16 protein-coding genes and 1 pseudogene are annotated in these 21,042 nt (G+C 42.3%); 11 read left to right on the forward strand and 6 right to left on the reverse strand.

The window, feature by feature from the left end:
• Positions 1 to 626: 626 nt before the first annotated feature.
• Positions 627 to 1,625, reverse strand: coding sequence for a DUF4003 family protein (locus tag CUU66_RS20850; RefSeq protein ID WP_101645328.1), 999 nt, complete (start codon positions 1,623 to 1,625; stop codon positions 627 to 629).
• Positions 1,626 to 1,810: 185 nt separating this feature from the next.
• On the opposite strand from CUU66_RS20850, the gene CUU66_RS20855 reads away from it, so the two are divergent.
• From CUU66_RS20855 to CUU66_RS20865, 3 genes are read left to right on the forward strand one after another with little or no spacing between them, the layout of a single operon-like run.
• Complete coding sequence (locus tag CUU66_RS20855) at positions 1,811 to 2,545, forward strand: SDR family NAD(P)-dependent oxidoreductase (RefSeq protein WP_101645329.1); 735 nt, start codon at positions 1,811 to 1,813, stop codon at positions 2,543 to 2,545.
• Positions 2,542 to 3,573, forward strand: coding sequence for an S-adenosylmethionine:tRNA ribosyltransferase-isomerase (locus tag CUU66_RS20860; protein ID WP_101645330.1), 1,032 nt, complete (start codon positions 2,542 to 2,544; stop codon positions 3,571 to 3,573). Before CUU66_RS20855 ends, CUU66_RS20860 begins: the two co-directional genes overlap by 4 nt.
• 13 nt (positions 3,574 to 3,586) lie before the next feature.
• Positions 3,587 to 3,937, forward strand: coding sequence for a VOC family protein (locus CUU66_RS20865; protein ID WP_101645331.1), 351 nt, complete (start codon positions 3,587 to 3,589; stop codon positions 3,935 to 3,937).
• Positions 3,938 to 3,964: 27 nt separating this feature from the next.
• Here the strand turns inward: CUU66_RS20865 and CUU66_RS20870 are convergent.
• Positions 3,965 to 5,052, reverse strand: a pseudogene (locus CUU66_RS20870) (AbrB family transcriptional regulator).
• Positions 5,053 to 5,217: 165 nt separating this feature from the next.
• Between CUU66_RS20870 and CUU66_RS20875 the strand changes: the two are divergent.
• From CUU66_RS20875 to CUU66_RS20885, 3 genes are all read left to right on the forward strand, one after another.
• On the forward strand, positions 5,218 to 6,009 hold the full coding sequence (locus tag CUU66_RS20875) for an SDR family oxidoreductase (RefSeq protein WP_101645332.1): 792 nt from the start codon (positions 5,218 to 5,220) through the stop codon (positions 6,007 to 6,009).
• Between the two features lie 62 nt (positions 6,010 to 6,071).
• Complete coding sequence (locus tag CUU66_RS20880; RefSeq protein ID WP_101645333.1) at positions 6,072 to 6,659, forward strand: TetR/AcrR family transcriptional regulator; 588 nt, start codon at positions 6,072 to 6,074, stop codon at positions 6,657 to 6,659.
• 1,122 nt (positions 6,660 to 7,781) lie between these two features.
• Entirely contained in the window at positions 7,782 to 8,327 is a 546-nt protein-coding gene (locus tag CUU66_RS20885; protein WP_101645334.1) for a GrpB family protein, read from the forward strand.
• A gap of 209 nt (positions 8,328 to 8,536) precedes the next feature.
• On the opposite strand, the gene CUU66_RS20890 is transcribed toward CUU66_RS20885, so the two are convergent.
• On the reverse strand, positions 8,537 to 10,483 hold the full coding sequence (locus CUU66_RS20890; protein WP_101645335.1) for an AMP-binding protein: 1,947 nt from the start codon (positions 10,481 to 10,483) through the stop codon (positions 8,537 to 8,539).
• Between the two features lie 205 nt (positions 10,484 to 10,688).
• Here CUU66_RS20890 and mprF point away from each other — a divergent pair, with 205 nt between their 5' ends.
• Complete coding sequence (mprF, locus tag CUU66_RS20895; protein WP_101645336.1) at positions 10,689 to 13,232, forward strand: bifunctional lysylphosphatidylglycerol flippase/synthetase MprF; 2,544 nt, start codon at positions 10,689 to 10,691, stop codon at positions 13,230 to 13,232.
• Positions 13,233 to 13,280: 48 nt separating this feature from the next.
• The gene (locus CUU66_RS20900) at positions 13,281 to 13,907 is read left to right on the forward strand and encodes a VC0807 family protein (protein WP_101645337.1); all 627 of its coding nucleotides are present in this window, start codon (positions 13,281 to 13,283) and stop codon (positions 13,905 to 13,907) included.
• A gap of 181 nt (positions 13,908 to 14,088) precedes the next feature.
• Here CUU66_RS20900 and CUU66_RS20905 read toward each other — a convergent pair whose 3' ends face one another.
• Positions 14,089 to 14,379: a DUF6509 family protein gene (locus CUU66_RS20905; protein WP_101645338.1), complete on the reverse strand. Its 291-nt coding sequence runs from the start codon at positions 14,377 to 14,379 to the stop codon at positions 14,089 to 14,091.
• Positions 14,380 to 14,686: 307 nt separating this feature from the next.
• On the opposite strand from CUU66_RS20905, the gene CUU66_RS20910 reads away from it, so the two are divergent.
• A complete protein-coding gene (locus CUU66_RS20910) occupies positions 14,687 to 15,892 on the forward strand; it encodes a quaternary amine ABC transporter ATP-binding protein (protein WP_101645339.1) in 1,206 nt (401 codons plus the stop codon).
• Entirely contained in the window at positions 15,893 to 17,632 is a 1,740-nt protein-coding gene (locus tag CUU66_RS25245; RefSeq protein WP_101645340.1) for a glycine betaine ABC transporter substrate-binding protein, read from the forward strand.
• Positions 17,633 to 18,153: 521 nt separating this feature from the next.
• On the opposite strand, the gene CUU66_RS25105 is transcribed toward CUU66_RS25245, so the two are convergent.
• On the reverse strand, positions 18,154 to 18,642 hold the full coding sequence (locus tag CUU66_RS25105; protein ID WP_257968091.1) for a hypothetical protein: 489 nt from the start codon (positions 18,640 to 18,642) through the stop codon (positions 18,154 to 18,156).
• Between the two features lie 212 nt (positions 18,643 to 18,854).
• On the opposite strand from CUU66_RS25105, the gene CUU66_RS20925 reads away from it, so the two are divergent.
• Positions 18,855 to 19,358 (forward strand): metallophosphoesterase family protein, encoded by a 504-nt coding sequence (locus CUU66_RS20925; RefSeq protein WP_101645341.1) that lies wholly within the window; start codon positions 18,855 to 18,857, stop codon positions 19,356 to 19,358.
• 265 nt (positions 19,359 to 19,623) lie between these two features.
• Here CUU66_RS20925 and CUU66_RS20930 read toward each other — a convergent pair whose 3' ends face one another.
• Entirely contained in the window at positions 19,624 to 20,694 is a 1,071-nt protein-coding gene (locus CUU66_RS20930) for a permease (protein WP_101645342.1), read from the reverse strand.
• Positions 20,695 to 21,042 lie beyond the last annotated feature (348 nt).

Raw genomic sequence — 21,042 nt, forward strand, 5'->3', positions numbered from 1 at the left:
TTCTTTATCGGGTCTGAACAAGGCGCTTCCGCTTTTCTATCAGGTGAGACCCCGCAGGCGAAGACGAGGAGGCTTACCGCCCGCCCCGCGGAAAGCGAGCATCCTGGAGAGGAAATCAACCTCTTGTTAAATAGCAACAAAGTTTACGAAAACAGCCTTTAATCTTTACCAGGTCCATTAAACCTTATCTTCAATATCCCTATTCTTTAGCGTGTAAAAAATTCAAATAGATTTGCAGCAATAATCTCGTCTTTTGATAGAAAAAAGCCTTTTTTATACGATTTCATACCCATGCACAATTGTCTTGTGATTCTAGCAGGCTAAAATTAATAAACTACAGCTTTTCAAATAGTTCAGGAGTTTCGCCAAGAGGCTTATGATTAAGTTTTTGCCTTTTATGCTTAGGTTTGGGAAGTTTATGCTTAAGTTTAGAAGGTTTATGCTTATGGCCACACTTCTTATGCTGATCTTACTGAACTTATGCTTTTCTTTATTCGTTTATGCTGATCCTATCAGCTTTATGCTTAACTCCCTAGGGATGAGTAAGCGATCACAACAGACTCTGCGGGGCAGCTTTTTTATACCCAGCAGGTAGTATACCAAACCTATCCCGGCATAAGCGGTATTTAATTTCCCGCCCCCGCCGAAGCTGCGGCAGCTGATGCCCCCACTACAGCAGCGGTCATGGCTGCCTGCTGGGCCTGGATGATGGTTTCGATTGCTGTGGATATCCCTATTTCCGAAACATGTGTATGCTGTAATTTTTTGCTGACTGTCAAATGGACCGCAAACATGAAGTTTTCTTCTTTATACCATTTAAAAACTTTTTTTGAGTTGAGTAATTCTGTAAGCTTTACGACAGAATCCAGTTCTTCAGCCGGTTCTTCTAAAATAGACAGAAGGCCGATGACAGGATATATTTTTGGTTTTGGTTTTATTCCTTTATCCTTTAATAGCTGGTATAGCTGCTGGCACTTTTCAATGAGCGCTTTATCTCCTGAAGTCTGGTCTAATGTAAGGATGTGGCTTAAAAACTGGAGCTGATCGGATTTAGAAAAAAGGCCATCAGACAAACTCGAGTAAAAATATTCCATTCTAGCAATCAGATATTCAATTGAAGCGTCATTTTGTGCGATGAGTACGGAAAGAGGATAATCCGAAGCAGACGTTAGGAAGTAATGCTTTTTCCTCATAGCTTTATAGAGAAGTATGGATTTCTCCATTAAATCTTCTTCCTTTTTAGTTTCGTCCCTTCCCGTTAGAACGCTAAAAGCGGAAAAATAGGTGAAAGTTCCCCTGGAAAATCCTCTAGTGATCATTTTGTCATAAATCTCGTTCAGTTCGATAAACTTTGCCTCGGCATCATCATGACGAACGAGGAGCATAGCCGCCAAATTATAGCGGACATACGTCTTTAAAGGTGAAAATACCCCGACACTTTTTTTAATAAATGAACTTAAAGAATGAAGCTTCTCCATGTCAAAAGTTGTGTTATTTACAGCATATAAGGCAGATATCATCATTAAACTCCGCGGATCGGACACCTTCCATTTTAGTTCGCTTTTAAGCTGAAGATAAATATCCTTGTATGTTTCTGCACTATATTCAGTTGAGTCAGAAAACATAATGATCACTCCCCATAAAATTTTTACTTTTATATACGTTTTTCAGAACCTTTAGGTTTCAAACCAATTGCAGTATAAAATCTCAGCCTAAAGTTGTAGAGAGATTTCAATCTATTCTCCGACGTGCTTTCTATACTCTTTCCATACAATAAAATTAAGAAAACGAACTAAAAGGAGAATGAATGATGGAAACACTGAAAAATAAAATCGTGATGATTACGGGAGCATCAAAGGGCCTGGGAAAAGCCTTAGCTCTTGAATTTGCCAGTAAAGGAGCCCATCTAGCCATATGTGCAAGGCATGAAGAAGAGCTTCTAAAAGTAAAGGAAGAAGCGCATGCCTTTGGGATTAAGGTTTTAGCTGTAACAGCTGATGTTGCTGAATCCAGGGATGTCGAGAGATTCACTGCTCTCGCTGAGGATTATTTTGGCAGAATTGATGTGTTAATAAATAACGCTTCCATACTCGGACCGGGGCCGATTCCTAATCTGCTTGATTACCCGGAAGAAGATTATGTACAAGTATTAAGAGTGAACGCAGTTTCGCCTTTCCTCGTTACTAAAAGAGTGCTCCCGGGTATGCTGCAAAGAAATAATGGCTCTATCATTAACGTAACGTCTGAGGCTGGTCATACAGGCTATGCTGGCTGGGGTGCATACGGCATTTCCAAATTTGCGCTAGAAGGGATGACTGAAACTTGGGCGGATGAGGTAAGCGGAACTAGAGTGAGAATTAATACGGTGGATCCCGGTGAGATGAATACCGGCATGCATGAACTCGCTGTTCCCCATTGCGACTATGAATTAGCGGACCCTAAGGATACAGTGCCAGTATTTGTGTATCTCGCGTCGGATGCTTCACAATTTGTAAATGGCCGGCGGTTTGAAGCACAGAATTTCAAGGAGGAGGAAGTATTATGATCCCTGCAAAAAATAGGGCTTTTCACCTGCCGCCCGAATTAAATGCTTCTGTTCCTCCAGAGAGACGGGGAATCAATCGTGATCACGTAAAAATGATGGTTCTGGATCGTAAAACCGGAATGTATGAGCATGATCACTTTTATAATATCGACCGTCATTTGAGACCAGGAGATCTCATTGTATTAAATAATAGCCGAACCATCCCGGCTGTGCTGTCAGCATCGCTGAAGAGAAGTTTCATAACCATTGTAGACAAAGTGGAAATCCGGCTTGCCCGTCGCAAGGGGGAAGGTGTATGGGATGCGCTGATTGTGTCAGATAAAGCTAAAGCAGGGGATATCCTTGAATTTTCAGATCATTTGAAGGCTGCCATCCTCCACATTGATAAAAATAAACCTTTACAGACCATCAAGTTTTCTCAAACTGGCGGGGAGCTGTTCAACAGTATTTATGAACTGGGGGAGCCGGTTAGATATGAGTACATTCAGACTCCCTGGAGTTTAGATTATTACCAAACCGTGTATGCAACCAATCCTGGATCGGTAGAAATGCCTTCAGCGGGCAGAGCTTTTACTTGGGAGCTGCTATTCAAATTGCAGAAAAAAGGAATCAGGATCGCTTTTTTACAGCTTCATACAGGTCTTAGTTATCTGCTGGATGACAAATGGATTATGAACCCTGCTGAAAATTCCGAAGAATATGATATACCAGAAGCCACTCTGCAGGCAATTGTGCAAACAAAGTCTGAAGGGGGAAGAGTGATTGCGGCTGGTACAACTGTAGTGCGCGCATTGGAAACAGCTGCAGCACAGGTGAAAAGGAAAGGATGGACGAATCTTTATATCCATTCAGATTTCAAGCTGAAAGCTGTAGACGGCATTATAACCGGTATGCACGAACCCGAGGCCAGCCATCTGGATATGCTGTCCGCATTTGTAAAATCAGAATACCTGATGAGATCCTATCAAGATGCGATCAGTAAAGAATATCTTTGGCATGAATTTGGCGATATGAACTTGATAATATAGGGAGAACTGCAGAATGACTTTTCATCATATCGGGATTGAGACACACGACCCAGAGGCATCCATAGCATTTTACGAAAAACTGTTACATTTTAAGGAGTTTCATAGATCAAGATTCATGGAAGAGACATTCATTTTCCTATCAAATGGAAATGAATGCCTGGAATTGATCTGCGTTGAAGAAGCCTCCGCACAGGGATCACTTCATATTTGTTTTCACATAGAAGCTTTTGAGGTGTTTCTTAAGGTGTTGGAGATGGAACAAATCGCTTTCTTAGAAGGGCCGTATACACTCGATAATGGATGGCGAACCGTTTTTGTCCAGGGACCAGCGGGAGAAATCATTGAATTTTTAGCGGAAAACTAATAGGGAAAAAGCCAGCAGCCCGCTTAGTCAGGCACTGGCTTTTTTCCAGTTAAAAATTCTAAATAAATATCTTAACAAGGGCGGGATGATAAAGTAGATAAAAAAGATCCGGAAAACCTGATAGCCTGTGACTATGGACAAATCTGCCCGAATTTCATGCGCGGTGATACCCATTTGGTCCATTCCTCCGGGTGCAACGCTTAAATAACTCGTTGCGGGACTAAAATCATGGACATATATTAACAAAAAACTGAGTCCAAGTGATCCCGCAAGGAGCAGTATACCGCCGAGCAGGCTTATAACGGTTATCTGCACTTTTTTTGAAGCATTTGAGGTTTCAGCAGCAGCCCTACATATGCACCAATCACGAATTGCGATACATACAGCAGGGTTCCTGGCAGAGGAATTCCTTTTATACCTATGAGAATTAATGCGGCTGTCCCTGCCATTGGACCAAGCAGGAATGGAGTGGGGAGCTTAGCCATTGTGCCAAGAAACGCACAGACAATTGTGACGGAAGCAAACAGCAGTATGTGTCCAGGTGTAATGCTGTTTACAGGAATGGTGCTTTGGAAAAATGGATCATGATGCCCTCCGAAAATGGGACTGAAAATTAGCAAAGGTACGATACAAATGATCATGATCAGCCTCATAACCTGGAAAAAAGCTACGATCGTAATGTTGATGCCTTTCATTTCTTCAGCAAAGGCAATCATTTGTGAGAGACCACCGGGTATGCTGCCGGTTAAAATCGTTGGGTAATCAATCCCTGTTAGTTTGGATATGGCAAAAGCCGTCAGCCCGCAAAAGGCAATCAGCAGGACTGTTGTGATGAACATCGAAGGAAGCTGCCGGCCGATTTGGATAACGGCCTCACGGGAAAAAGATAGGCCAAGTGAATATCCGACAACAATCAAGCCTGCATCCCGGATATACGCTGGCCAAAAAACTTTTGATCTGGTGAACCTTGAGGCAATCAGCACGGCAGCCATCGGTCCTAACAGCCAGGGAATAGGAACGGCTGCCCACGAGAATAAGAGAGCTCCCGTAAGAGCAATAAGCAATGTATATAAAAAACGCACCATGTTATTTTCAGTAAATTCACTAGTCAGCATGTTAACCCTTCTATCTCAAAATAAACTATGCTCCTAAGATAGACTTTCTATTTTTACTTTTCAAATAATCTATCTTTTGTCAGCCGATTTTCTTTCAGAAATGAATCTCTCTGTGATAAAATGAAACTTGTTAAATTTTGAAAATTGAAAAAAGAGGAGTAGTACATGACGAACACCAGGAATCTTAGAGACCTGAACGGAAAAATTGCCATTGTCACTGGAGCAAGCCGGCTAAAAGGGATCGGGGCATCTATCTGCCTGGAGCTTGCAAAAAGGGGAGCAGATATCTTTTTTACATATTGGACGCCGTATGATAACTCTTTCCCTTGGAGAGGCCATCAAACTGAACCTGCCCGATTGGTAGAATTGGTAGAGAAGCAGGGTGTAAAATGTTATAGCCTTGAATTAGATTTATCTGACCCCTCTAGTCCAAAACATCTATTAGATGTCGTTCACAACAATCTTGGAAATCCACATATTTTAGTGAATAACGCCTGCTATTCAACCAGCGACAGCTATGAAACTCTGTCTCACTCAACCCTTGACTCCCACTACGAAATAAATGTTAGGGCTACTACATTGCTTTCCTTAGAGTTTATCAAACGTTTTGAAGCCGGCGGCAGCGGCAGAATCATCAACCTATCCTCCGGGCAGTCACTGGGACCCATGACGGATGAGCTCTCTTATGCAATCACCAAAGGTGCTGTAGAGACGCTGACCTATACCCTGGCAGCAGCAGTAGCCCATAAAGGCATTACTGTGAACGCGGTCAATCCAGGACCAACGGATACAGGCTGGATGAGCGAGGATGATAAATTGAATTTAGCATCCCGCTTTCCCAAGGGGCGGATTGGCGAGCCCAAAGATGCTGCTAACCTAGTCTCCTTTTTAGCCAGCGAAGAGGGTGCGTGGGTTACTGGACAGATTATACACTCAGAGGGCGGTTTTAGACGCTAAGGAATACGAAAAAAAAGGAATGGTTGATACTTCCACAAGAAATTGGATGAAGGGGAATATACATGAATACTTCGACCGCTCTGCTGATCAAGGAAACGGCCTTAGAACACTTTGCATTAAAGGGCTTTGAGTCGACCTGCTTGATGGAAATAGCCAAGGATATCGGTCTGCCTATGTCGACATTCGAAACTTACTATGATAATAAGGAAGAAATATTTCTATCAGTCTTTGAATTTTTTGCAAAATTTTATACCAATTCGCTGGGTGATTTAATTTTAGCAACAAAAGACTTTGCCCTGGAAGAAAGAGTCTGCGCAATCACATTAGGAGTAACCAACAACGCCTGCAATAACAGGATGGCCAGCCTATTTTGGAAAAGAATTATCTTTTTCCCACCTGAAGCGATTAAAATAGATCTCCTTGAACGATTGGAAGAACTAATCCAAAACATTTTACAAGCCCTGAAATCTATTTTCATCGATGCCTTCGAGAAACAGGAAATGAAGAACGATAATCATTCACTTTTAGCTGCGAGCTTATATAACATCATTAATGGACTCACGGTCAGGTTATATATGAACGGCTCAGATTTTTATGAAACAGAAGCACGCTTCTTGTGTAAAGCATTTTGTAACGAAATAAAGACTTAAAAAAAAACTCCAGGTTGGAGTTTTTTTTATGGTTATGGAATTTTGGTGAATGGTAAAAATAGCATCCAGCCGTGTATAATCCAATTGTTTGCGGAGGGCGAAGGGGAGTGAATATTTGTTCTGTTTGAGTTCGTTGCCGGAAAGCCGGAAATTGGAGTGTTTTATATATTCACTTAAAGGGGCATTTAGTTTGATGCTTTTATTTATGCTAGAAAAAAGTTTTTAGTAAGCATTTAGCAAAGGGATGAGCATCATTATAGATTTTAGCATCCAATCTATCACGGAACACGACATGATTTCTGCGCTTTAGAAAGTCTATTGTAAATTCTAGTATACTTTGGGAATGAACAACGATTACAAAAAGCATGGTGAATACGTGCCATTCAATTGGTACTGTGATATTAATATAGCAATAAGCATAGATTATAATATGAATATATCGGAATTCAATTAAGCATAATTATATATTATGAACATATAGCGAGAATTCAAAAAGCATAAATTATTGATTGTAGCAAATACCGGCATCAATAAGGATGTATGAGAGCGATACGCGTTGATAAAACGGGTAAAGGGTGATATTCCTCTAAAGAGAATGTAAGCATATTTCGAATTCAATAAGCATAAACCAGTATCCATAAGCATTTGCCCATTTAAATCAGCATACATTTTTTTAACTTAAGCATAACTCTACCAAACTTAAGCATAAAACTCTTAAATATAAGCATAAAGCAGCAGAACTTAAGCATAAAACTTTATAACATAAGCATAAGGTCCATGTAGCTAGGTTACTTTGCAGCCGCTAGGCTATTTTGGATATTAAAATTGCCTTTTTATCACTCCTTTTTTGCCACAGGCACCTTCCACAACATGAAATTTTACTATTTCTATTAAAATTTCTTTTAAAAAATACATTTTTAGCGATTTTCTAGTTAGTCTACGGAATCCGCGGTTGCCGTACTCATTTAGCCCCTTGATCTGAAGTATATTATTTGACCATTTTGAATTATCTGATCACACATAGCATTAATAAGAACACTAAAACTTTTATAACACGCAAACAAGATTGACGGCAGTCTTATTCGTTCAGAGTTGATCTAAATCGCAATCAAAGGAGCCCCTATGACAGATCCAATTATTATCATCCCTTACCAATTGAAGTGGCCTGATGAATTTAGCAGAACGGCCAAGGTTCTGCGTGAAGCATTAGGAGATAAGGCTGACCGGATTGACCATATCGGTTCAACTTCAGTACCAGGTCTCGCCGCCAAACCTATCATTGATATTCAAATTTCTGTGAAAGACCTTCTGGAGCTGGATACATTTCGAATTCCGCTTGAGAGGGCCGGCTTTCTTTTTCGAGTTGAGAATCCTGAGCGTACGAAGCGGTATTTCCGGGAGCCTACTGGCACGAAGCGGACTCATGTCCATGTCCGGCAGTCCGGTAGCTGGGCAGAGCAGTTTTCATTATTGTTCAGGGATTATCTAAGGAAACATCCGGAGGATTGCCGGCGTTATGAAGAAGTGAAGCATAAGCTTGCAAAAGAATACATGTTCAATCGAGAAGGGTATGTGAACGCAAAAAATCCTTTTATCTGGACAATCATGAAAAAGGCAGATGCCTGGAGCCAGAATATTGGCTGGTTTGCAGGGGAGCCGGACGCATAAGGGAGGAGGGCCAGGTAAATAGCACGGTAGTATAAATCTTTGAATAAACTGATGGACCAGCCTGTATAAGGGGAGAACGAAAAAAGGACCGGCAATGAACTGCTTCCTGCATCGTGGAGTGTCCAATCGCACAATCCTTTACCAAATTACATGAAAAAACCACATTCCAAATAATGAAGAAGAGCCAGCCAGCGCCAGCTCTTCTTCTCTTATTTGGTCAGATTCATATTTTTGATGGCTTCTAGAATGGCCGGGTTCTCTAATGATGTGATATCTCCGGCATTCTGATTTAGGTATGCAGCACGGATGACCCGCCGCATGACTTTTCCGTTGCGTGTTTTCGGAAGTTCGTCGACAAAGTATATCTCTTTTGGAAGAAGGGCTTTGCCGAGATGCTTCCCGATTAGTTGAAGCAGCTCCTGCTTTAGGAGGGCAGAATCGTAGCTCGAGCTGTTTATGACTGCAAAGCAGACAGCCGTTTCACCTTTTACACTGTCTGGAATGCCGATGGCTGCGGCTTCAATTACCATAGGATGCTCTACCAGAGCGGACTCCAGCTCAGCTGGCCCAAGCCTTTTTCCTGCTACGTTTAAAATATCATCAGAACGGCCGGTGATCGTCCAAAATCCTTCGGAGTCCTGGATGACCCAGTCGCCATGGACCCATGTATCTCCCCATCTGCTCCAGTAGGTTTGTTCATACCGTTCGTTTTCTTTCCAGAAACCATTGGTCATGCCGACCCATGGCTGAAGGATCACCAATTCGCCCACTTCGTTCAGTACGGAATTCTGTTCGCTGTCATATACATGGACATCCATGCCGGGAATAGGCGAGTTAAAGGTGATAGGGGAGATGGGCTTTAGCAGGACATTCCCTAATATCCCTCCCGATATTTCCGTACCTCCGGAATAGTTGATGATGGGAACATTTTTCTTGCAAACGTTCTCAAAAAGCCACATCCAAGGTTCTGGATTCCAAGGTTCTCCTGTAGAACCAATTACCTTTAAACTGGACAAATCGTGCTTTTCAATCCATTCAGTCCCATGTCTCATGAGACTTCTGATAAGAGTCGGCGATATTCCGAGATGAGTCACATGATGTGTTTCTACCAGATCCCAGATCCGGTCTGGTTCAGGAAAGTCGGGGGTTCCTTCAAACAAGACAATGGACGCGCCGTTCACCAATCCTCCAAATACAAGGAACGGGCCCATCATCCAACCCATATCGGTTACCCAGAAAAGGGTGTCACCCTTGCAGACATCCATACATAATCCTGCATCAAATGCCGCTTTGATTGGAAATCCGCTGTGAGTATGGACTGCACCCTTTGGCTTACCGGTGGTACCGGATGTATAAATCACCATGAGGGGAGTATCTGTATCGGTTTCTTTTGTTCTGATTGCAGCAGTTTTTGTTTTTAGTTCAGACCACTCTACATCCTTATCCTGATTCCAAGGAACTTCAGCACCAGTTCTTCTTACGACGATTACTTGTTCAATGGAAGGGGAAAGGCTTACGGCTCTGTCAGCTTCTTCTTTCATGGAAATGACTTTTCCTCGGCGGTAAAAGCCATCTGCTGTTATTAACACCTTTGCTCCGGCTGCATTTATTCTTGTAGCAACAGCTTCTGCTCCATATCCTGAAAAGGCAGGAGAGAAAATTGCGCCGATTTTAGCGATAGCGAACATGGCAATTACAGTTTCAGGGATCATGGGCATATATAGAGTAACAATATCACCGGGCTGAATGCCTTTCGCCGATAGACCTGCCGCAATGCTGTCAATTTCTTGGCTCAGGGAAGCAAAAGTGTATTTCTTTACTTCGCCATTATCACCTTCCCAGACAATGGCATCCTGGCTGCGCATTTTGGAATCAGCGGCCCATTTTTCGACAGCATTATGGACAATATTCATTTTTCCATTCATGAACCATTTGGGGTATTTCAAGCCATTGCTTAAATCAAGCGTTTTTTGATAAGGTTTATTCCATTTTATATCCAGCTCTTTAACAGCTTCTTCCCAGAACCATGCAATATCATCGATGGATTGTAGAAAAAAGGAATCATAATCCTCAAAACCAAGCTTTTCCATCCATTTGTACATTCTTGTGCTTTTTTTGTACTCTTCACTTGGAAACCATACAGGTGACTGTGACATAGGAACCTCCCAATATAGAAAATAGATAAAATTCTGAATATACTATTTCATTATAATGGACGAACTCTTCTTTGGAAACTAAATCCTCCCGGAGGCCTCAGAGGGAATCTGCTGCGCTATAGAAATGTATGGAAAAAAGGGGTAAAATAAAGCCGGGGTAAATGTTAGTATGGGCGACCGCAAATATCCTTCAGGCGGGTGATATATGAAATTATTTAATAAAGGCACTTTATCCTTAGTGTTGAAAGTATTAGTGCCGCTGGCGATTTTTTCGCTTGTATTATACGAAAGCGGCAGTTTTTTCAAAAATCTAGACTTTAGGCTTCTAAGAACCCATTTATCAGAGATTGGAGTTCCCACTTTCGCTTTCATTTTAACCTTTGGAATACTTGCCGTGCTTCCTATGAGTTTTTTTGATGTCATTTTAATGAAGATCCTTGGCAGAAAAATGTCCAGGAAACGACTGTTCACTTATTCGTTTATAGCCAATGCCTATTCGAACTTCCTTGGTTTTGGCGGCTTAACGGGTGCAGCGCTGAGAACTTATTTTTATAAAACAAAAGAGTACAGCCGGACCACTGTACTTAAAGCCATTGCGAAGATTTCTATCTTTTATTTATCTGGATTGTCCGTATTAAGCTGGTTTATTTTATTTGGGATCCTTGACTCACCGCTGGCAAAAACCTACACATGGCTTTATTGGGGTATCATGGCCATTGGGCTGTATCTGCCCATACTGCTCTTAACTCTTTATCTTAAAAATAGAAACCATTCAGAAAGTAAACTACAGCTTACATATGAGTTTCAGCTTGTGCTCGTGTCGTTCGCAGAATGGTTCTTTGCCTTGTTAACCATGTTCGCCATAACCAGAATGGCTGGGATTGATCTCTCTTTTCTAACGCTTGCTCCCATTTATCTCACATCCGCCTGCGCAGGGGTTATTAGCATGATCCCAAGCGGCCTGGGGTCATTTGATATTATCTTTCTGCTTGGCTTGGATGCGGGTGGAGTAAGCAAGGAAAAAGGGCTCCTGGTACTTTTGTTATACCGCTTAAGCTATAACTTTTTTCCATGGTTGGTATCGACTTTGATTTTTACAGGGCATGTATGGAGAACGATTAATCAGAGATGGAAAAATATCCCGAGTAATGTTCTGGCGAATATAAGCCGCCGGCTACTGACTATTTTTGTTCTGCTCTCGGGAATTCTTTTGCTTATTTCTGCGGCTTTCCCTAGTACTCTTAATGATATACAGCTATTTGTGGAATGGCTGCCGCCACAGCTGGTTACATTGTCGCATCTGCTATCGGTAGCAGCCGGAATTTCCTTGCTGGCACTCGCCAGGGGAATTCAATATCGAGTGAAATGGACATATTATGCATCCATACTGGCTCTATTATTGGGATCAATTTTTGCATTGGCCAGAGGCTTTGATTATAAAGCAGCCGTCTTTATAATATTCGTGGCGTGTCTCTTATATTTGGCAAGGAGACAATTTTATAGAGTCAGTTTTATTCCTTCTTGGGAAAAATCCATCCTCGATATTGGAATCATCCTATTCTTTGTTGGGCTGTACTTTTTTATCGGGTACCTCAATCTGCCTGATACTGGCTGGAAAGTACCTCAGCAGCTGGAACCGTATACGATACATGATTCAGGAAGTCTTTTTACAAGCGGAATTCTTGGATTGGTCATTGCCGCCGGGGTATTTACGGCAGGTTATTGGGTCAGCAGACACCGCGCTGCACTATTTGAAACAGCAGCAGGGCAGACGGAAAGGATTAAACAGCATCTCGAATTTTATGGGGGAACCGCCTTTTCTCATCTTATCTTTCAGAAGGATAAGTATATATTTTGGAACCAAGCAGGCAATGTGCTTTTCTCCTTTCGAAAATATGCAGATAAGGTAATGGTCATAGGGGATCCTGCCGGTAACAAGGAATACTTTCCTGAAGCACTTAAAGAGCTTCAGGAAAAGACAGACAGGGCTGGCCTAGCCTTGGTGTTTTACCAGATAAGCAGTGATTTGCTGCCATATCTGCACGCAAACGGATTTGATTATTATAAATTAGGTGAAGATGTATGTGTCCATTTACCAGCCTTCCGCTTAAACCAGCGCCTTCAGGCAATTTATGATAAATTTGAAAAAGGAAAGTATCATTTTACCGTACTGACACCTCCTTATAGCCAAGAATTCTTGGCTGAGCTGCAAAATGTTTCTGAGCAATGGCTGGATGGGCGGAAAGAAAAAGGGTTTTCGTATGGTTACTTTGAAGAGGAATATATTCAGCAGATGCCAGTCTCGGTTCTGAAAGATGCTGAGGGACAGTTAATTGCCTTTTCTCTCATTCATCCTATGTATAATAGGAATCAAACGGTGTCTGCGGAATTAATGAGATTTGTTCCTAAGTCACCAGGCGGAATTATGGAATATTTCGTAATCCGGCTTCTGCTATGGGCAAAGGATCGGCCATATTCATATTTTAATCTTGGAATAGATCCACTTACTAACACTGGAAGGTCAAAGTTCTCGACAACAGGAGAAAAGATAGCTTCGCTTATTTATCTTAACGGTCATTTCTTCTATCCGCTTCAAGGTCTTAAAAGGCTGAAAAAAAGATATGGAACAAAAAAGGAGCCTAAATATCTGGCTTTCAACAGAAAATCGTCCCTGCCTGCTGTGATGCTCCAGTTATCCTTGCTCATATCAAGAGGAAAAAACAGAGAGAACAAGCAGGGAAATAGATAGGACACCAAGAACTATAATAAATACAAAACATTTGGCAGGGGATATTCAGTGAAAAAAAATATTATCGTATTAGACCTCATCTTTTATGTAGCTGTACCGCTTCTCGTCTGGAATTTCGGCAGAGATTATTTGGGGGATTATCTGGCGATGATTTTATCATCAGTTCCGGGGATCCTATACAGCCTGTACCGCTTCTACGAGATTAAGAAAATTAACTTTTTTGGGTGCTTTATCTTAATCAATCTCGTTGTGGGAACATTGATCGATGTTCTTGCCGGATCAGCTATTCAGCTTTTGTGGAACAATACCTACTATCTATTTGTGCTAGGCGGAGTATTTGTTCTATCCATCATCATTAACAAACCGATAGCACTGCTTTTTGCGCTGGACATTATCGAATTGCAGGGTTCAGATAGAAAAGAAGTGAAACAGCTGTTTTATCAGCCAAAACCTCTTCTAGTATTTAAATTGATCACTCTTGCATTTGCATTGAGAGATGTTGTTCTTGGTATCGTTAAAATCTGGCTGATAAAAGAGTATGGGGTAGAAGCCTTTGATAAAGGAATTTTCTTAAGACAGGTATTCAGCTGGGCCATCACCATTTTAACCGGGTTTGGATTCTACTACGTAACAAAAATTGTTGAAGAACACAGTGAACGAAAAACAGCTCTATAAAAAATCCGGGCAGTGATATGCTGCCCGGATTTTTTTATTTCGCCTCTCATGTTCAATCTCAATGTCTGCTTTTGCACGATGTTGAATCAAAGGGTATGCGAGTCCTAGGATAAGCAGTTGTTGTCCAGGTCAGGAGCGGGTAGTATATTCCGCTAAAACGGACGAACCGCTTTTCTCGTTTTTACTCCCCAGGGAGGTTGTTACGGCAATACTCTGCAATCAGTTCTTCTTCTTCTTCTTCTAATTCGAAGTCCAGGAACGCATCTGTGACATATTCATATAAATCATATTTAATAAGAGAAGATCTTCCTTCATCTACTGAAAAAACCACTCTTATGTACACGCCATTTTCTCTATACAGTTCATCATCCTCGGGAACCTCTGCCTGAAGATAAAATTCATATCTCCGCCCGCTCAAGATACCGAACGGATCTTTAATTTCTTCAGCTTCGTGATTAATAATAGTCAGCATACTTAACAACCCTTTCTGTTACGGAAAATCAATACATTTAATAGAAGTACAAGTAAATTATACCTCATGACACGGTATAAAAAACTAGCGTATGTATGTCTCGTTCCTAATAGTATACCTATAAATCTCATTCATCAAAAGAATAATTCAATAGTTATGAAAACGTACATAATACTGCCAGTAATCTGGAAATACTATAGGAGATAATAACCGATTTGGCTGCAGAAACTTTATTTTTGTTACAAAGTTATATAGGATGGCATAATACATTATTTTTGAAGCTATAGTTCAGGCAGAGGTGAAAAAATTGGAACCAAAAGTAATTGTGAAGGACGTAACAAAGATATTTGGGAAATCTCCGAAATCAGCTCTTTCCCTTTTAAAGGAGGGAAAATCAAAAAAAGAAATACTGGAGAAGACAGGGAGCTCAGTAGGCGTTAATCATGCCAATTTAGAAATATACCCTGGGGAAATATTTGTGGTCATGGGTTTATCAGGCAGCGGAAAATCCACTTTAATACGGATGCTTAACCGGCTGATTGACCCGACCTCCGGACAGATCCTAATAGATAATCAGGACATCGTAAAATTAAAAGGAAATGAACTTCGTGAAGTAAGAAGAAAAAAAATCAGTATGGTCTTCCAAAACTTCGCACTGTTTCCCCATCGGACCATTCTAGAAAATACAGAGTTTGGACTTGAAATTCAAGATATGCCGGAAAACGAGCGGCGCCAGAAATCATTAGATGCCCTTAAGCTTGTTGGGCTTGCCGGGTATGAGGACCAATTCCCCAATCAGCTGAGTGGCGGTATGCAGCAAAGGGTAGGGTTGGCCCGGGCCCTTGCGAGTGATACGGACATTTTATTGATGGACGAAGCCTTTTCCGCCCTGGATCCGCTGATCAGAAAAGGAATGCAGGATGAACTGCTGGAGATTCAGGAAACGATGAAAAAGACGATCATTTTCATTACCCATGATTTGGATGAGGCACTCAGGATAGGTGACAGAATCGCGTTAATGAAGGATGGAACCATAATCCAGACAGGCACTCCTGAGGAAATCATGGTAAACCCGGCCAATGAATTTGTTGAACGATTTGTTGAGGATGTGGATTTATCCAAAGTCCTGACTGCTTCGCATGTTCTCAAACGCGCTGAACGGGTGACACCGGACAGAGGCCCGCGGGTAGCTCTTCAAATTATGCGGGACCAAGGGTATTCCAGCATTTTTATCGTGGACAGGCGCCAGGTTCTGCTGGGAGCCATAACGGCCGATCAGGCATCACAGGCTGTCAAGGAAAATCGGACAATTGAAGACGTCATGGAAAAAGATATATTAACTGTCAAGGAAGATACGATTTTGGCCGACTTGCTGGACAAAGCTGCTACCTCCCAAATCCCGCTGGCTGTTATCGATGAGCAAAAACGCTTGAAGGGTGTCATTATCCGCGGCTCAGTTATTGGAGCACTTGCTGGCAATAAAGAAGACCTGAATGTAAAGGAGGGCTTCTAAATGGGTTTCCCTAAAATACCTCTAGCAGGATGGGTTGACGCTTTTGTAGAAAAGATCACTGACATATTTGGCGGATTTTTTGATGCCGTTTCAGATGGAATCGGTTTTGTCATGGAAAGCATCGTTGATGTCCTCAATATGGGTCCCAGCTGGGTGCTGATCCTGATCATCGCCGCAATAGCGCTGTACACAAGCAGATGGGGCATGGCTCTTTTTACAGTGATCGGACTATTTTTGATCGATAATCTTGGCTATTGGGACGCAACTATAGACTCCCTGGCACTAGTGCTGTCCTCTGTCATCATTACGGTGATTATAGGACTTCCTTTAGGAATCTGGGCTGCCCGCAATGAAACGGCACGAAGGATCATTACACCTATCATGGACTTTATGCAGACGATGCCAGCCTTTGTTTACCTAATACCTGCAATCCTATTTTTTGGAATCGGTGTTGTCCCTGGTATCATTGCTTCTGTTATCTTTGCGGTTCCGCCGACCATCAGGCTGACAACTCTCGGAATTAGAGAGGTGCCGAAAGATCTGATTGAAGCTTCCGATGCATTTGGGTCCACTCCTGGGCAAAAACTGTATAAAGTACAGCTGCCGATTGCAGCTCCAACCATTTTGGCCGGTATCAACCAGAGTATTATGCTGACGCTCTCCATGGTAGTTGTCGCATCCCTGGTAGGTGCTCCCGGCCTTGGGGCTGAAGTGTACCGTGCGGTTACACAGGTAAAAGTAGGACAGGGATTTGAAGCGGGCTTATCCATAGTCATTATCGCGATCATTCTTGACCGGATATCTCAAAACCTTCGTAAGCCTGCTTATGACAAGAATGTACCTAAAAAGTATGTGTATGGTTTAATAGCCTTGCTGTTTATTATTCTTTTCATCATTGCATCTATTGCCAATGTAAGACCTGCAGAACAGGCAGATCCCGGTAATGTTGGTGCACAGGTTGATTACAAGATTACAGGAATTGATCCTGGAGCAGGCTTAATGAGACTGACAAAAGAAGCAATGGAGAAATACGAACTGGATCAATGGACTTTAACTGAAGGTTCGTCTGCCGCTATGATGACAGAGCTGAAAAAGGCTTATGAGGATGAAGAACCAATAATCATCACCGGCTGGATCCCGCACTGGATGTTCCAGAAATATGATCTTAAGTTTCTTGAAGATCCGAAGCATGTGTATGGCGGCGGGGAATTTATTCATACACTTGCCAGAAAGGGATTCAAGAATGACAATCCGGGTGCTTATAAAATCCTGGACCAATTCTTCTGGACTCCGGCTGATATGGGTGAGGTTATGATTGATGTAGAAGAAGGAGAAAAGCCTGAAGCGGCTGCATCAAAATGGATCAAAGCACATCCGGATAAAGTCGAAAAGTGGGTGAAAGGCGCACAAAAGGGAACAGGACAGAAGGTTACACTCACTTACGTGGCATGGGAATCCGAAGTTGCCAGTAATAATGTCATTGCACAGGTCCTGGAAGATCATGGCTATACAGTGGATCTAAAGCAGGTAGAAGCTGGACCGATGTTTGCCGCTGTAGCAGATGGCAGTGCAGATGCAATGGTATCTGCAGGCCTGCCTACAACTCATAAAGATTATTACGAGACATATAAAGCAGGTTTAGAAGATCTGGGACCGAATCTGAAAGGAACAAAACTCGGCCTAACCGTTCCTAAATATATGAAAGATGTAAATTCGATAGATGATCTTCAGGAAAAATAAAGTAAAATAAAAAGCGGCCCATAGAGGCTGCTTTTTATTTTGCATATTTAATGTATTCACGACAATACCCTTATCCCGGGAGAAAGCCTGGGTTCTCTTTATAAAAGGCTGTTTTCGCAAACTTTGTTGTTATTGAACAAGGGGTTGATTGGAACGTGAGGATGCTCGCTTTCCGCGGGGCGGGCGCCCGAGCCTCCTCGGCTTCGCCTGTGGGGTCTCACCTGTCCCGCTGCTCCCGCAGGAGTCTCGCTCCTTACGTTCCACTCAACCAGCTTAAAAATAGGGTAGGTTCACAGAACTTATTAAAAAACAACAATCTTTTGAAAAGAGCCTTATAAAAAATGGGTATAAAAGAAAATATAACTCAGATAATTTTAAATAAGAATGGGAAGCAGCGAGGGGATTTTGTTCCTGTATACGGCGGGCATAGTGTATTCAGGATATTTAGTACGATCTTTCAGAGGTAAAGACAGCTGAAAAAGCGTCTGGAAAATTCCAGACGCCTGTGAGGTAAGTATGTGTTAGTAACCGCCTTCGAAAGGGGTAAACGGAAAATTAAATCTCTGCTCTACAGCCCTCAGTCGCTGATTAACTCTCTGAAGTCTTCGTTCAACTCTTGATAAACGCCGATCTAACTGAACAAACTGACGTTCAAGTACACTTACACGCCGATCCAATTCTCTTAAAGGCGGCTGTCGTTCTGCATCGAACTGGGGATCATGATAATATTGTCCAAACGATTCAAATTGAGGAGACGCTTCAGCATACTGTTGATATTGTGGATAATGCTGATGGGGCTGAGGAATAAACTGCTGTCCTGAATAATCATACCCTTGCGGATACGCCTCAAATTGCTGTCCATAATGAACATCGAAGTGCTGAGGAACACCTTCAAATTGCCTGTAAGGCTGCTGCAAATACTCAACAGGCTGCTGCACCGCACCATTCCCCTCATTGACGGCACCAAAAGGCTGCTGGAACGGCGGCTGTTCATGATTTATATTATTCAAACTAATACCTCCCTTATTTGGGGACAGTCCCCATTTCCCGGAATATTTCCCACCGGCTACTTTTCTACAATATGCACCCCTGCTTGGGCGGTTGCACAGGAATTAAAAAAATATTAAAATTCCTTTTTTTAGGTACTCTGGCATGGAAGAAGGTTTGGCATACCAATGGAAGGCTGCCTCAGACCGAACACTGCAAATAAGGAGGAACAAGTGTGAAGATCATTGTGTTATCAGATACTCATATGCCCAGAAAGGGTAAAGCACTGCCGAAAAGGCTTACTGACGAATTACCGGGAGCAGACTTGATCATTCACGCCGGAGACTGGCAGACCCCTGAGGTGTATCAGGAGCTCTCTCAATACGGTGTGGTAAAGGGTGTATATGGGAATGTGGATAAGGAAGACATTAAAAACCTGTTCCCTGATAAACAAATGATTGAAGCCGGGGGTGCAAAAATTGGTGTAGTCCATGGACATGGACAGCGGCTGACGACGGAAAAGAGAGCGATGGCTGCATTCGAAGGAGAAGATGTGGATCTCATCATCTTCGGCCACTCCCATATCCCGGTTATTAAATCAATCGGCGGGAAGCTGTTATTTAATCCTGGATCACCCACTGATAAAAGGAGACAGGCTTTATATTCGTTTGGAATCATACACATCCAGGAAGGCAGGATTCATGCTGAACATGTTTTTTTCAAAGACAAAACCCCGTAAATCAGTTGTACAAATCTGTACAATAAAGAAAAAGCAGCTGAGAGAACTTCTCCCTGCTGATTTACCTATAAGCTCATTTAAACTTATCTTGCCTTATTGAAAAACTCGCTCTCAGCACTCATCTTCCGCTGTCAACCGGGAGCTACCGCTCAGGCGCGTGCTGGTGCCCCTGATCGACTTTCCCGAAGGAGTCCCGCACTTGAAAGCGAATATCTACATAGTTCTGAATCCAGCAATGTCCTTTAACTTAGCCTTTTAACATCACTTAAAGTATGAACATACCTGCAAGACCGCTTATGATCCCTAGAATCACAACTGAAGAGATCACAAATAGAAGGACTTTACCTGGATAAGATTTTGCAACCATTATTACAGAAGGCAGGCTGATTGCAGGCAGGGTCAATAGCAGCGCTGCTGCCGGCCCAGTACCAAGCCCTACACTCAGGAATGTCTGGATTATAGGAATTTCAGCAGCAGTAGGAATGACGAATAGCATCCCAGCAATAGCAAACAAAATGATCGTTAATAAGCTATTGGCTGCAGCTTCACTCATATTAGGGAACAGCCACACCCTGCCTGCACCTAATAAAAGAACGGAGAAAACATATGCAGGTACAACATATAAAAGCATAGTCCCCATGCTTTTCATCCATCGCGAAATGAATGAACCCTTTTCAGCTTCCCCAGATTGTTCCATCAATTTATCAAGGTCAACCGGTTCTGCATCTTTTGCAAAACGATTAGCAAAATAACTGACTCCGAATGTTAATACGACCCCAAATACTAATCGGAGCAGAGTAAATTTCCATGATAGGACAAACGTCATGAATATAAGTGTTGCCGGATTCAAGGTTGGATTGCCCAGCCAAAAGGCGAGACTGGCTCCAACTGATACATTTTTCTTGCGCATGCCAATTGCAATGGGGGCAGCGCAGCAGGTACACATCATTCCAGGCAGGGAAGCAAGACCGCCTGCTGCTGTACTGCCAAAAGTAGTTTTACCCAAAACCTTCAACAGCCAATTGGCCGGAAGAAGAACTTGTAACAGGGAGCCCAGAATCACTCCTAAAACAGCCGCCTTCCAAACGGCATTAAAATATGTTACAGCATAGCTCCAGGCACTTTCCCAGGATGGAGATGGCATCGATCCTCCGTCTCCTAATATTGATGTACCGATTGAATGTGTAGTAGAAGCTAGTATAGCTTTGTGGAAATAAGGCGACCATTTAACATAGAACAAACCGGCAATCGCTACTAATAAAAATAAGCCAGCATATATATACGTTTTTTTATGGTTTATTTGGGTCTGATTTATAGAACTATTCACTTGAGCCATGGTGACCTCCTATTAGTATAGTCAGTTAAATTTTACAACATTTAATTCTAACATGGTTTTCGACAATTTGTTATTTTTTTTTCTCTTTTCTATAAGATTGTTGTTTTTTAATAGTTCGGTGAACCTACCCTATTGTTAAACAGGTTGATTGGAACGTAAGGTGCGAGACTCCTGCGGGAGTAGCGGGTATTGTCCAGCTCCGGACTGACACCTTCGGTCCTAAGCCAATCGTCATTAAAAGGCAAACTCGGCCTTTCACTGCCGCTCGTCTTATGCCGTTCAGGTGTCTGCTTTTCTTTTAGTGTTTTGCCTCTAATTAAAAAAGATCATCATTCAGCTTTTGGATGG

Origin of the sequence: Peribacillus deserti (genome assembly GCF_002863585.1) — a bacterium.
In the GTDB taxonomy this organism is placed as follows: domain Bacteria; phylum Bacillota; class Bacilli; order Bacillales; family DSM-1321; genus Paraperibacillus; species Paraperibacillus deserti_A.